At 31.1% G+C, this 14,047-nt stretch carries 18 protein-coding genes; all 18 read left to right on the forward strand.

The window, feature by feature from the left end:
- The first annotated feature begins 4 nt into the window (after window positions 1-4).
- The 18 genes from CLCY_RS10595 (at window position 5) to fliS (ending at window position 13,778) form a co-directional block, all read left to right on the forward strand.
- A complete protein-coding gene (locus CLCY_RS10595) occupies window positions 5-781 on the forward strand; it encodes a CheR family methyltransferase (RefSeq protein WP_048571094.1) in 777 nt (258 codons plus the stop codon).
- Window positions 782-783: 2 nt separating this feature from the next.
- Window positions 784-2,775, forward strand: a complete 1,992-nt coding sequence (locus tag CLCY_RS10600; protein WP_048571095.1) for a chemotaxis protein CheA — start codon at window positions 784-786, stop codon at window positions 2,773-2,775.
- A 14-nt stretch (window positions 2,776-2,789) separates the two neighbouring features.
- Window positions 2,790-3,392 (forward strand): chemotaxis protein CheC, encoded by a 603-nt coding sequence (locus CLCY_RS10605; protein ID WP_048571096.1) that lies wholly within the window; start codon window positions 2,790-2,792, stop codon window positions 3,390-3,392.
- Window positions 3,393-3,437: 45 nt separating this feature from the next.
- Window positions 3,438-3,797: a response regulator gene (locus tag CLCY_RS10610; RefSeq protein ID WP_048571097.1), complete on the forward strand. Its 360-nt coding sequence runs from the start codon at window positions 3,438-3,440 to the stop codon at window positions 3,795-3,797.
- A gap of 11 nt (window positions 3,798-3,808) precedes the next feature.
- Window positions 3,809-4,201, forward strand: coding sequence for a chemotaxis protein CheW (locus CLCY_RS10615; protein WP_048571098.1), 393 nt, complete (start codon window positions 3,809-3,811; stop codon window positions 4,199-4,201).
- A 17-nt stretch (window positions 4,202-4,218) separates the two neighbouring features.
- The gene (gene fliM / locus CLCY_RS10620) at window positions 4,219-5,208 is read left to right on the forward strand and encodes a flagellar motor switch protein FliM (RefSeq protein WP_048571099.1); all 990 of its coding nucleotides are present in this window, start codon (window positions 4,219-4,221) and stop codon (window positions 5,206-5,208) included.
- Window positions 5,201-6,346, forward strand: a complete 1,146-nt coding sequence (fliY, locus tag CLCY_RS10625) for a flagellar motor switch phosphatase FliY (RefSeq protein ID WP_048571100.1) — start codon at window positions 5,201-5,203, stop codon at window positions 6,344-6,346. Before fliM ends, fliY begins: the two co-directional genes overlap by 8 nt.
- Before the next feature lie 124 nt (window positions 6,347-6,470).
- On the forward strand, window positions 6,471-6,746 hold the full coding sequence (gene flgM, locus CLCY_RS10630) for a flagellar biosynthesis anti-sigma factor FlgM (RefSeq protein ID WP_048571101.1): 276 nt from the start codon (window positions 6,471-6,473) through the stop codon (window positions 6,744-6,746).
- On the forward strand, window positions 6,747-7,187 hold the full coding sequence (locus CLCY_RS10635) for a flagellar protein FlgN (protein ID WP_048571102.1): 441 nt from the start codon (window positions 6,747-6,749) through the stop codon (window positions 7,185-7,187).
- A 15-nt stretch (window positions 7,188-7,202) separates the two neighbouring features.
- A complete protein-coding gene (gene flgK, locus CLCY_RS10640; protein WP_048571103.1) occupies window positions 7,203-9,038 on the forward strand; it encodes a flagellar hook-associated protein FlgK in 1,836 nt (611 codons plus the stop codon).
- A 12-nt stretch (window positions 9,039-9,050) separates the two neighbouring features.
- Window positions 9,051-10,013 (forward strand): flagellar hook-associated protein FlgL, encoded by a 963-nt coding sequence (gene flgL, locus CLCY_RS10645; protein WP_048571104.1) that lies wholly within the window; start codon window positions 9,051-9,053, stop codon window positions 10,011-10,013.
- A gap of 10 nt (window positions 10,014-10,023) precedes the next feature.
- Window positions 10,024-10,443, forward strand: a complete 420-nt coding sequence (gene fliW / locus CLCY_RS10650) for a flagellar assembly protein FliW (RefSeq protein WP_048571105.1) — start codon at window positions 10,024-10,026, stop codon at window positions 10,441-10,443.
- The gene (locus CLCY_RS10655) at window positions 10,431-10,643 is read left to right on the forward strand and encodes a carbon storage regulator (RefSeq protein WP_048571106.1); all 213 of its coding nucleotides are present in this window, start codon (window positions 10,431-10,433) and stop codon (window positions 10,641-10,643) included. Before fliW ends, CLCY_RS10655 begins: the two co-directional genes overlap by 13 nt.
- A 5-nt stretch (window positions 10,644-10,648) precedes the next feature.
- The gene (gene fliD / locus CLCY_RS10660) at window positions 10,649-12,241 is read left to right on the forward strand and encodes a flagellar filament capping protein FliD (RefSeq protein ID WP_048571107.1); all 1,593 of its coding nucleotides are present in this window, start codon (window positions 10,649-10,651) and stop codon (window positions 12,239-12,241) included.
- Between the two features lie 3 nt (window positions 12,242-12,244).
- Window positions 12,245-12,622, forward strand: coding sequence for a hypothetical protein (locus CLCY_RS10665; protein WP_048571108.1), 378 nt, complete (start codon window positions 12,245-12,247; stop codon window positions 12,620-12,622).
- 83 nt (window positions 12,623-12,705) lie between these two features.
- Window positions 12,706-13,017: a flagellar protein FlaG gene (locus CLCY_RS10670; RefSeq protein WP_048571109.1), complete on the forward strand. Its 312-nt coding sequence runs from the start codon at window positions 12,706-12,708 to the stop codon at window positions 13,015-13,017.
- Window positions 13,018-13,029: 12 nt separating this feature from the next.
- A complete protein-coding gene (locus tag CLCY_RS10675) occupies window positions 13,030-13,386 on the forward strand; it encodes a hypothetical protein (protein WP_048571110.1) in 357 nt (118 codons plus the stop codon).
- A gap of 11 nt (window positions 13,387-13,397) precedes the next feature.
- Window positions 13,398-13,778: a flagellar export chaperone FliS gene (fliS, locus tag CLCY_RS10680; RefSeq protein WP_048571111.1), complete on the forward strand. Its 381-nt coding sequence runs from the start codon at window positions 13,398-13,400 to the stop codon at window positions 13,776-13,778.
- The last annotated feature ends 269 nt before the right edge of the window (window positions 13,779-14,047 follow it).

Here is a 14,047-nt window from a genome sequence, read left to right on the forward strand (position 1 = left end):
TTAAGTGGAATTTCAAAGAATAGAAGAACATGTTAAAGCAGCATATGGTATAGATCTTGCATCATACAAATCAAAGCAACTAGTTAGAAGAATAGAAAATTTTATGTTAAGAGTTGGTGCAAAATCTGAAGTTGAATTTATAAGTATATTAAAAAAAGATGAAAAAATTTCAAAAAAGTTTCAAGATCATTTAACAATTAATGTTTCAGAATTCTTTAGAAATAAAGAAATGTTTTTACAATTAGAAAAGGAAATAAAGGATAGATTGTCTCCAGAGAAGAATGTACTAAAAATATGGAGTGCAGCATGCTCATATGGAGCAGAGCCATATACACTTGCAATTATAATGGACAGGCTAACAAAGGGTAAAAAGCATAATATAATAGCTACTGATATAGATTTAACTATACTTCAAAGAGCTAAAGAAGGAAGATACTTAAAAAGTGATGTAAAAAATGTAGATGGCAATCTTTTGGATAAATATTTTGAAATAAGAGACGAAAATTATTACATAAGCGAAGAAATCAAAAGAAGAGTAACGTTTAAAAAACATGACTTAATATTAGACAGATATGAAAAAGGGTTTGATCTAATAGTATGCAGAAACGTTGTCATATATTTTACTCAAGAAGCTAAGAGAAAAATATATGAAAAATTCTACGAAGCTTTAAATTCAGGGGGTCTTTTATTTGTAGGTGCAACAGAGAGCATATACAATTATAGAGAAATTGGATTTGAAAAAGCTGCAACTTTCATATATAAAAAGCCAGGGGGGAAGTAATTATGGATATGTCCCAGTACCTTGATATTTTCCTAGAAGAGTCATTAGAAAATCTAGAAAATCTTAATCAAGGAATATTAGAACTTGAAAACAATCCAGAGGATAAAGATACTATAAATTCTATATTTAGAGTTGCTCATACACTGAAGGGTATGGCAGGGAGTATGGGTTTTACAGATATAGCGAACTTAACTCACAAGATGGAAAATGTACTTGATAAATTTAGACATGATGAATTAAAGGTTACATCTGATGTCGTTACAGTTCTTTTTAAATGCTTAGATACCTTAGAACAAATGATTCATAATGTACAAGAAGGTATTGATGACAAAATAGAAATAGATGAAATAATAAATACTCTTATTTCTATTGAAAAAGGAGAAGGAATACCAGGAGCTCAGGAGATTACACCTGAAGTTGATGCGTTAGGTAGTGAATATGATTTTTCACTAAATGAATATGATAAAAATATAATAAAAGAAGCTAAAGAAAAAGGCTATAGTGTATATAAGATAACTATTAATATCTACCCAGATTGTATTTTAAAAGCAGCTAGAGCATTTTTAGCATATAAGACCCTAGAGGATATGGGGGATATTGTAAAGTGCACTCCCTCTGTTGAGGATCTTGAACAAGAAAACTTTGATAGAACATTTGGAGTAGTACTAGTTACTGAAAAGGAAGAAGATGTTATAAGAGAGGCAATGAAAAGTGTTTCTGAGCTTGAAAGTATTGTTATGGAATCTTTAGAAGAAGATGAAGAGGCAGTTAACGAGATTGAAGAGGTAAAAGAAAACAACATTGTAGCTGATGTTAAGAAAAATAGCGAGAAAGCTGTAAAGGAAGAAGAGAAATCTTCTAAAAAGGTAAATCAATCTGTTAGGGTAGATCTTGAAAGGTTAGACAAGCTAATGAATCTTGTTGGGGAACTTGTTATGCATAGAACAAGACTTGAGCAAATAAGTGCAAATCATAAGTTAACAGACCTACATGAAACACTAGAGCAGGTTGGTAGAATTAGTTCAGATCTTCAGGATTTAGTTATGAAGGTTAGAATGGTACCAGTTGAAAGAGTATTTAATAGATTCCCAAGACTTGTTCGAGATCTTGCAAATGAACTTGGAAAAAACATTCATTTGATAGTAGAAGGTGAAGGGACTGAGCTTGATAGAACAGTAATAGATGAAATTGGAGAGCCTCTAGTGCATCTAATTAGAAATTCAGCAGATCATGGAATTGAATCTATAGAAGAAAGAAAAAAAGCAGGTAAAAGTGAAGAAGGTACTATTAAGCTGATTGCCTACCAAGAAGGAAATAAGGCTATTATTAGAGTTGAAGATGATGGTAAAGGAATTGACGTAGAAAAAGTAAAGAGAAAAGCTGAATCATTGTCTATAGATACAGAGGGAATGTCCGACAACGATATTAGAGCACTAATATTTATGCAAGGCTTTAGCACAAGTGAAAAGGTTACAGATGTATCAGGACGAGGAGTTGGAATGGACGTTGTTAGAACGAAGATTTCAGCCATAGGAGGAAGTATAGAAGTTGTAAGTGAAGAAGGAGTAGGTTCTTCAATAATTATTAGACTTCCACTAACTTTATCCATAATACAAGCACTGTTAGTAAAGGTTCATGAAGAGACCTTCGCTATATCACTAGGATTTATTGATAGAGTTATAAACATAAATGTTAATGAAATTAAGAAAACAAATAATAAGGAAATTATTGTTTATAGAGAAAATGTTATTCCTATTATAAGAGTAGCAGAAAGATTAAATTTAGATGAGTCTGAGAATGAAGAGAAGTTCCTTGTAATGGTAAATGTAGGAGAAAAAACAGTTGGACTTTTAGTTGATGATTTATTTGGTCAACAAGAAATAGTAATAAAGTCTATGGGAGGAACACTTCAAAATCTTAAAGAATATGTTGGTGCTACTGTTCTTGGAGATGGGCTTGTTACTTTAATATTAGATGTTGCGGCTCTTGTGTAAAGAAGGTGATTTAAATGGATAAAGCTTTAAACGAGCTTCAACTTGATGCTCTAAGAGAAGTTGGGAATATAGGCGCAGGTAATGCAGCCACTGCTCTATCACAAATATTAAATAAAAAAATAGATATGATGGTTCCAAAGGTTGACGTTGTACCATTTGATAATATCGTCGAAAAACTAGGTAATGAAGAAAAAGTAGTTGTGGCGGTATTACTAAAGGTTTTTGGAGATGCTCCTGGAAACATTTTATTTGTAATGGATGAAAAGAAGTCACAAGAATTTTCATCTGTAATGCTAGCGGGATTTGAAGATGTACCAGAGGAAATGCATATATCAGTATTTCAAGAAATAGGAAATATACTTGGAAATTCATATATAGGCGCCATCTCTCAAATAACTGGTCTAAATCTTATATCATCAGTACCAGCAGTAGCAACAGATATGGTTATAGCAGTTCTTACAACAACATTTTTAGATGCAGAACAATATAGTGATTACGTATTATCTATAGACACAAATTTTATTGATGAGTATAATAAAGAATCGGGTGGCAGTATATTTTATGTACCAAAGCCAGGATCTTTAGATAAAATTCTTACAAAACTTGGACTAAATTAGAGTTCGAAAAAGACTAGACGAGTGTAGATTTAAGGAGGGTATAAAATGCCAAAGGTATTAATTGTTGATGATGCAGCATTTATGAGAATGATGTTAAAGGATATTTTAACAAAGAATGGGTATGAAGTAATTGGAGAAGCACCTAATGGAGCAAAGGGTGTTGAATTATATAAAGCAGAAAGACCAGATGTTGTTACAATGGATATTACAATGCCTGAGATGGATGGGATTCAAGCTTTAAAGGAAATAAAGGCAATAGATCCAGGAGCTACTGTAATTATGTGTTCAGCAATGGGACAACAAGCAATGGTTATGGAAGCTATAAAATCAGGAGCAAAGGACTTTATAGTAAAACCATTCCAACCAGAAAGAGTAATGGAATCCTTCAAAAAAGTTCTTGGATAGGAGTGAGGATTGTGCAAGTAGTTGTATTTACTTTAGGAAGTGAAAAATTTGCACTAGAAACGAGAATAGTACACGGAATAGAAAAAATGATGACAATAACTAGGGTTCCAACGGCTCCTTATTATATTAAGGGACTTGCAAATCTTAGAGGTAGTATAATATCAGTAATAAATCTTAAGTCATATTTAAATATGGATAACATTAATGAAGAAGATAATATTATCATAATTGAACTTGGAGAAGAGAAAGTTGGTATTATGGTAGATAATGTACACGAGGTTGTAGATATTTCCCATGACATGATAGAAAGGGTAAATGACGCTTCATCTTATATAAAGGGTGTAATTAACTTTCAAGATAGCGTAGTAACACTTTTAGAGGGGGAAATGCTTCTAGAGCAATAGGATAAGGAGGGAAAAAAGTGAGCGAAGTACTGTCACAAAGTGAAATAGATGCCCTCCTGGCAGCTTTATCCACAGGAGAAATTGGGATAGAAGAGGATACTCAAGAAGAGAAACAAAGAGTTAAAAAATATGACTTTAAAAGACCTAACAAGTTTTCAAAGGATCATACAAAAACTCTTGAAAGAGTACATGATAATTTTGCTAGAATAGCATCTAATTATTTAGCAGCTCATTTAAGAACCTCTGTTCAAATACATGTTATAAGTTCAGAACAAATAACTTTTGAAGAGTTTATTCATTCTATACCTAATCCTACTATACTAATGACATATTACCTGGATCCATTCTCTGGACCATTTTTATTTGAAACAGGTCCACAGTTTGTATTTCAGGTTATAGATATATTATTTGGTGGGCAGGGGAAAAGTGTTTTAAAGACAAGAGAGTTTACTGATATAGAAAAAAATGTAATTAAGAGAATAAATGAAAAACTCTTAGAAAATTTAAAACTAGCTTGGGAAGACATTATGGATATTGACGTAAGGATAGATGGACTTGAAACGAACCCAGTGCTTAATCAATCAATGGCTCCTAATGAACCAGTTAGTATTATTACTATGTCAGTAGAGTTATCTAATAATAAAAGTTTTATAAACATGTGTATTCCTTATATTTCTATAGAAAAGTTTATAGAAAAACTAGTATTCCAATATAAAGCGGCAACATCAGCTAGTCGTGATGATGAACATAAAAAGCAGATGGAAAGAAAAATACAAGGTGTTATACTAGATTCTCACGTAGAACTTGGTAAAAGCATCGTAAGCGTAAATGATTTTCTGCATCTGAGAATTGGTGATTGTATTACTTTAAATAGAAAAACTAGTGAGCCATTAGATATGTATGTAGAAAAAAGAAAGCACTTTAAAGTATACCCTGGAAATATAGGTAGGAAAACAGGTGTACAAATAGTAGAAATTTTAGATAAGGATGTGGAAGACAATGAATGATGGACTACTTTCACAAGAAGAGATTGATGCTCTATTAGGAGGAGATTCTAAAGCAGATGTACCAAGTACAGATGTAGAAGAGAAAACTTTAGGTGAGATTATAACAGAAAGTGATAAAGACTTACTTGGAGAAATAGGAAATATATCTATGGGGTCAGCGTCCACAGCCCTATCGACTATATTAAATAAGAAGGTTAACATAACAACTCCAAAAGTATCACTAACATCAATAAAAGATATAAAAGGAAATATGATTGTTCCGATGGTTGCGCTGGAAGTTTTATATACAGAAGGGTTAACCGGAGCTAATTTACTTGTTATGAAGATAGCTGATGCAGCAGTTATCTCTAGCTTAATGATGGGTGGAGATGGAAGCATAGACCCTGAAATAAGTGAACTTGGTGAACTTGAACTAAGTGCAGTTTCAGAGGCTATGAACCAAATGGTAGGATCATCTGCAACATCTCTATCAACAATGTTAGGTTTTCCAGTAAATATATCACCCCCAAATTCTAGGGTTTGGAGAGATAAAACTGATAAGTTAGCAGATCATGTTGATGAAAATGAAGAAATAGTAAAAATAGCATTTAGTCTAACAATTGAAGAACATGTTGACAGTGAGATAATGCTTATACTGAGACATGATACAGCTAGAGCAATCATCAATAAAATGATAGGTGGAGGCGATGAAGCCGCTACACCTGATGCAGTAGAAAAAGTTCCTCAGCAGGAATTAAAGCAAGAGGCTGCTGTAGCTACTAATAATGTTACATATCAAGTAAGCGAAGAAGCAAAATTATCACCATCAATTAATAGAGATCAAAACGTTCAAAGGGCAGAGTTTGCACCATTAAGTGCTGTTGAAACTCATGAAACAAAAAATATTGATCTTATATTAGATGTTCCTTTAGAAATATCTGTAGTTCTTGGAAGAACTAAAAAGACGATTCAAGATATACTAGATCTTGGGACGGGCTCTTTAATTGAGCTAGATAAACTTACTGAAGAACCAGTTGAAATATTAGTAAATGGTAAAAAAGTAGCTTTAGGTGAAGTTGTAGTAATAGACGAGAACTTTGGCGTTAGAATAACAAGTATAATAAATAGTATAGATAGAGTGAAAAGTCTACAGGGTTAATCCTGTAGACTTTTTAAAATTGAAATGGTAATATTTAATAATTAATATTAATAAGGGTTAATTTATACAATAATTAATCGATATAAGTATTAGGTTAAAAGGTTTAATAAAAGGAGTGCTTAAAATGAAAATACAGGGGAATAGCAATGTAGTAGTTAACCTCTATAAGCAAAATATAAATACATTAAATAACATTAAGGGCAAAACAAAAACTTCAGATAGGATTGAATTATCAAATACAGGAAAAGAAATTTCAAAATTTATAGAAGAATATAGAAACACAGAACTAACCAGTGATAAAGTAGAACAAATTAGGGCAAAGATTAATGAAGGTAAATATAAAGTAAATGCTGAGGATTTAGCTAAATCTATGCTTGATGAAATTAAAAGAGGTGTATAGATGAATATAACACTTAATGAAATATATAATTACCTTCTTGAAACTTTTAGAGAGCTTGATTCTTTATTAGATAAAGAAAAGGAAGTTTTAATGGAAAATAAAGGTGGAGAGCTTTTAAAAGTAGTAGAGGAAAAGAAGGTACTAGTTAGGAAGATATCTTTACTAGAAGAAAAAAGAATCTCACTTACAAAGGAAATGACTATAAGTGATTTAGTATTAGCTGGATTTGTTACTGAGGAAGATATTAATAGTTTGAAGAATCTAGCTAAAAGCATAGAATATAAAAATGAGACAAATAAAATGCTTACAAATCAATCGCTTCATTTTATAAAGGCAATTAAGTTTGCTTTAACACCAAATCAAAATAGAGTAACGACTTATGGGAATCAGGGAATTATTGGAGAAAAAGCAGCTGATTCTATTTTTTCTACAAAATTATAGGCGGTGACAATTTAAATGAGTGGATTATTTTATACATTTAGTATAGCCAAAAGAGGAATGGCAGCACAACAAACATCACTACATGTTACATCACATAATGTTTCTAATTCTAATACTATAGGATATTCAAAGCAAAGGGCAACCCATAAAACTACAGATCCTTTTCCTATGCCAGCTTTAAATAACCCAGTAGGACCTGGGCAACTTGGAACTGGGGTTGAGGTTTCAGAAATCACAAGAGCTAGGGATGAGTTTATAGATAACTCTATAAGACGAGAAACTTCTAATCTTCTAACTTATTCATCTAGAGATCAGTTTCTTAATTCAATAGAATCAATAATTAATGAACCAGGAGATACAGGCCTTTCAAACTCATTAACTAAGTTTTGGGATGCGTGGCAAGGTCTTTCAACGAATCCTGAAAATGCTACATCAAGAAAGTTGGTTGTTAGTAATGCAACTGCACTAGGTGATAGCTTTAGACAAACATACACACAGCTTGAGGAGCTTGAAAAGGATCTTTCTCAGCTTCAAAGAGATCATATATTTAGTGTTAACTCAATATTGAATCAGGTATCAGAGTTAAACGAACAAATAAAGCAAATAACAATAAATGGTCAAATGCCAAACGACCTAATGGATAGAAGAGATGCTCTTCTTGATAATCTATCGGAACATATTAACTTTAAGGTAGAAAAAGGTGACTTTAATAGCATACGAGTTGTAACTAAAGACCCAAATGGTAATGAAAGATACTTAGTAGCAGACTCAAAGGTTATTAATGGAGTTGCAGCTATTGATGACGTAAGTTTTAAAATAGGTGCTAAGGATATTGATAAGTCAAGTTTTCCTTTAAATATTAACAAAACTACAGATATTCCAATTTCTTCACCAAAGATAACATTTAAAGTGTATATTGACGGAGATATAAACAAACCGTCAATAAAAACGGTAGATTTAACTGAAGATAATATTAAAAAGTATTTTAATGTAGAATATATTGATAGTGATAACATTCGTATAGATTCTATAAAAGATGCAAATCTTCTTTATAATAAAGGAACAAAGGATATTAGCCAAGCTATACAAAATGCTGAATCCTTTGATTTTGCAAATGGTGCTATAAAGGGACTAGAAAAGCAAAAAGTGGAAATTTCAGACTATAAAAATCAAATAAATGACATGGCAAGAACAATAGTTATAGCGGTAAATACAATTCATTCAAATGATAATACAAAAAATTATGATAAGGATAAAAATAATTACATCAATTTCTTTGAGGATATTGTAGGAAGTAATCATCCAGCAGCGTCTTTAAAGGTAAATGAAGTTATAGTAAAGGATGTAAGTAAAATCAATGCAGGTTCAGTAATACAGGATAAGGATATTATTATTAATACTGTGACAGGAGAAACTCAAAAACCTGATTCTGGTGATAACTATAGAGCTAAGCGAATAGCTGAACTTAGAAATATAAGACTTGATGTTGCTAATATTAAAAATTCAAATGACTTTATAAAACAGGCATACGATGTAAGTAGCCCTACTTTTACTGGAAATTTAGCAAAAGATCCAATCATACAAAGTAGTTCTGGTGATACAGTAGATACTTACTATAAAGGTATGGTAGCAGAACTTGGGGTTTCAGCCCAGGAAGCTAAAAGAGTAGTTGAAAATCAAGAAAATCTTATACAACAGCTAGACATACAAAGACAAGCTGTATCTGGAGTTTCAGTAGATGAGGAAATGATAGATATGCTTCAGTTTCAAAGAGCTTATCAAGCAAATGCAAAAATGATAAATGTTGTAGATGAGCTATTAGATGTTGTGGTTAATGGATTAAAGAGGTAGGTAGGTGATTAAATGAGAGTAACTCAAAGAGCGATGGTTAGTAATTATCTTCATAATTTAAATAAAAATTACAAGGCAATGGGTAGTATACAGCAACAACTTGCAACAGGTCATAAGGTTTCAAAACCATCGGATAACCCATTTATAGTAACAAGAACAATGGAGCTTAAGGCCTCAATTGCAGCTAATGAAAGATATAAGCAAAATATCGAAGAAGGTATTGGGTGGACTGATACTCAGGAAATGGCACTAGGTCAGATAAACGACGTTCTCCAAAAGGTTAGAGAACTAACAGTTCAAGGGGCTACAGGTACAAATGCTGAGTCAGACAAGCAGGCTATATCTTCTCAACTAAAGCAGCTAAAGGAGCAGTTAGTAGAAATAGCTAATACATCATATGATGGTAGATATATATTTTCGGGGCAAAGAACAACAGAAAAGCCATTCATAATATCTGATGGAAATTTAAAAGATGAAAAAGGTAATGCAGTTCCTAAGGGCGGTGTATTATATATGGGATCAAATGAGGGTTTAGTTAAAGAACTTTCACCTGGGGTAAGTCTTGATATAGGAGTAAATGGACAAGATTTTTTTAAGGAAGAATATACGTCCAATTCTAGTACTACTACTTCTACAGACAATAAGGGGATATTTGCAACTATTGATAATATAATAGACTCGTTAGGTTCTGCCCCAACACAAACAACAACATCATTACTTGGTGCACTGGATAAAAATATGGAAAATATATCAACTATACGTAGTGAGTGTGGGGCAAGACAAAATAGACTAGAGGATATGAATAATAAAAATGATTCAGAAACATATAATATGACAACTTTATTAGCTAAGACATATGATATAGACCTTGCTGAGACTTATACGGAGGCTAAAGTTCTTGAGTCAGTATATCAAGCATCGTTAAATGTTGGGGCAAGAGTGCTTCAACCTAGTATATTAGATTTTTTAAGATAGGATGATAAGAATGAATATAAGCACTAAGTTTTTCGGAGAAATAGAGATAGACAAAAACTCGATTTTAAGTTTTGAAAGTGGTATTCCAGGATTTGAAGAATACAAGCAATATGCAATTATAGATGTAGAGGACAGAAAATTTAAGTGTCTTCAAAGTATTGATGAAAAGGATGTATGCCTTATTATCATATCACCATGGGACTACTTTGAAAGTTATGAATTCAATATATCTGATAGTGAGGTAAATGAACTTGGAATTATAGAAAGTAACCAAGCTTTGGTATTTAATATAGTAACAGTTAGAGAAAATAATGTTACGGCTAATCTAATAGCACCTATAGTTATAAATATACTTAACAATAAGGCTAGGCAGATAGTTTTATGTAATAGTAATTATAGTGTTAGAGAGGGTATAGAATGCTTGTTTTAAAGAGAAAAGAAGGGGAATCTATAGTTATAGGTGATGATATAGAACTTACTATCAATGAAATTTCAAGTAGTTATGTAAAACTATCTATTAATGCTCCAAGAAGTATGAAAATAGTTAGGAAAGAGTTATTAATAGAAATAGAAGAGGAAAACTTAGAATCCATAAAAAATCTAGATTTTATCATTAAATCGAAGGAGTGATAATTATGGTAATGAGAATTGGAGGACTGGCCTCTGGTATGGATACAGATACTGTTGTAAAGCAAATGCTTTCAAGGGAACAGGCTAGAGTTGACAAGGTTAAGGGACAAAAGCAAATCCTTCAGTGGCAACAAGAGACATATAGAGATTTTATAGGTCAAATTCAAAAATTTAAAAATAAATATTTTGATCAGTTAAACAAAGCTACTTATGCCTTGAGTAATAGCTTTTTCTCCAGTAAAACGTCAACTGTTGTGGGATCAGATAGTGGAGCTGTAAGCATTACACCATCAAACACTGCGAACTCTGGAACATATAAAGTTGATGTAACTACTGTAGCAAAAGGTGCAAAGGTAGAAGCAACACTTAATGCCAAATTGACTGATTCATTATCGGGTGTAGGTATTAACACAGGTGAAAAAATTACTATAAAGGGAACAGGAATAAGTGATACAGTAATTGAAGTTAAGGACTCTACTAAAACCATTAGTGATTTAGTAAGCCTTATTAACAATGATACTAATTTAAAAGGGAATATAAATGCTTCATATAGTGAAATAACAGGAAAATTAAGTATTGAAACCGTAAATACAGGTAATGCTCAGGAGCTTACTGTTACAGATTCTTTTTCTAATAATAACATTAAGTTCCTCGATAGTAATGTTCAAAATCCTATAGAAGGTCAAAAGGCTCTAGGCGTAAATGGTAATATTAAAGTTACAGTTAATGGAGGGGCAAGTACCTATACTACAAATAAATTTACTGTTGATGGTATTGCATTTAATATTAAAGATATTGGAACTACTCCTACTTCTACTACCTTTGAAGTCAGCCCTAATGTTGATAAGGCAGTAGATAACATTAAAGAATTTGTTAAAACTTATAATGAAATGATAGATGGAATAGCTTCTAAGATATATGAAAGAAAGCAATATAAATATTCTCCTTTAACAGATGAACAGAAAAAAGAAATGAAAGAAGACGAAATTAAAAGTTGGGAAAGCAAGTGTAAAGAAGGTATTATTAAGGGAGATTCTACACTTGAAAAAATGCTATTAGATATGAGACAAGCTTTCTCTACTTCTATTGATGGAAAAACTGTAAAGGGAGTTAGTATTAATTTAAAAGATATAGGAATAGGTACTTCAGCAGATTTTACTCAAAGAGGTAAATTAGAAATAGATGAAGAAAAACTTAGAACAGCTTTAAAAGAAAGACCTGATGATGTTGCAAAATTATTTACTCAAGAAAGTTCAGATTATCCATATGATAAGAAAACAGGGTATGGCGGAAATCCTAATAGAAGGGATAATGTAGGTATATTTGTAAGACTAAGTGATATTGTTGAGGATAATATTGGAACAATTGGAGGTAAGGGATTCCTTCTTAAGAAAGCTGGTATAACAGGAGATATTACAGTAACACAAAATACTATTAGTGACACTATAAAAGAAAAGGACACACTTTTATCGGATCTTATTAGAAAGATGTCAGATAAAGAAGCGATGCTATATAATAAATTTGCTACCCTTGAAAGTGTAATGAACAAATATAATTCACAAAGTAGCTGGTTAACACAACAATTAGGTGGAATGTAAAAGGTGAATAACTTAGAATTAATAAATCATCTAAATAAATTTAAAGATAAAACACTAGAAATAATCAGTGTTCTTGAAAAAGATGATGAATATATATTAGATAATTTGGATTCTCTTTTTAGGGAAAGGCAAAGTATTATAGACAAAATAGACACTTTAGAGACCGTACAGGATGAATTTAAATTAATTGCTTCTGAATTAAATTTAAGCTTTCAAGAGGAAAGGTTAAATTCCATTCTTGAAGAGAAAAGAAAGACACTAAAGGATGAAGTTCTTCAAGTGAAAAAAGATATTACTAAAATGAAAAATCAAAGACTATTAAATAAGAAGTATGTAAACATGAATCCAATTGATCCAGTATTTTTAAGTAAAAAGTTTTAATGAATAGAGCAAGGACTTCTCCTTGCTCTATTTAATAAAATATAAAGCAAGCATTTAATTTAAAACATTTGGAGGTGAATAAAGTGGAACTAGGTCAAGTATCAAAAAGCTCTTCTTTTGATCAAAGACTAATCAAAATAAAAGAAGAAATCGGAGAAGTTGATACTAATGATAGAAAGAATATCGAGGAAAAAGTCAGTAAAGCTAATAAAATATTGTCACAGGAATCAACTTATTTAAAATTTGAGATACATGGAAAGACCAATGAAATTATGATAAAGATAATTCAATCTGAAACAGGAGAAGTTATAAAGGAACTTCCGCCAGAAAAGCTTGTAGACATGATTGCTGAAATATGTGAAATGGCAGGGCTTTTTATAGATAAAAAGATTTAGGAGGGAGAAGTCTTGGCTATTCATCCTTTTACACTTGATTATTCAGATGCTAATGTCATAAAAAACCTTCAGGTTGAAACTATACAAACTGTTAAAAAGAGTACAATGACTAAAGAAACAAATAATAAGAAAAATCCTAAAAAAAGAAGTTTTCATAGCGAAAAACAAGATGAATTTGCTAAGGAATTAACTCTAGTATTTGATAAGATGGATTTAGTTTTCGAATATATTATAGGAAACCATAAAATTAACATAAAGGTATACGATAAATATAAAGAACTCATTTTAGAGGATAGTTTAGAAGATCTCGAAGATCTTTTAATATCTATTAAAAATGAAAAAGGAAAAATTATTGACTTAAAAGTTTAGAGGTGAAGTAAATGATTAATTCTAATGCTTTAAATGCATATCAAAGTAATAGTGTAAACACTGCTTCTAGAGAAAAGCTTCTTATTATGCTACTTGATGGGCTTGTAAAGTTCATGAGACAAGGTATAGTAGGTTTAGAAGAAAAAAGTATAAAAGTATCAAATTCCAATTTTCAAAAAGCTCAAAGTATAATACTAGAACTTCAATCTACTCTAGACTTAGCTAGAGGGGGAGAAATAGCATCTTCTTTGAATCTTTTATATGATTATTTATATAGAAGATTAATTGACGCAAATATTAAAAAAGATAAAGAAGTTGCTAATGAAGTATTAGGGTTTTGTATAGAGATTAGAGATACCTTTAGTGAAGCGTATAAGAAAATGAAAAAATAATTAAATAATATAAAGTTTCAACCTTCAGATTTTCATAAGGGGTTTATTTTTATGAAAATATGAAGGTTTTTTTCACTTTTTGAATAATATGCATTTTAAAAAACTAAAAGTAATATAAGTAAAATTAATATATAATATTTAAATAATAGTACCATAGGTAATTAATATGATATTATTAAAAAAGTAGGAGAATAGTTATATATAGCAAAAATAATCTATAAAAAGTAAAAATGGGGTTTATTTTTCCATTTAAATAGTATAAAATTACT

Source organism: Clostridium cylindrosporum DSM 605, from assembly GCF_001047375.1.
Lineage (GTDB): Bacteria > Bacillota > Clostridia > Clostridiales > Caloramatoraceae > Clostridium_AB > Clostridium_AB cylindrosporum.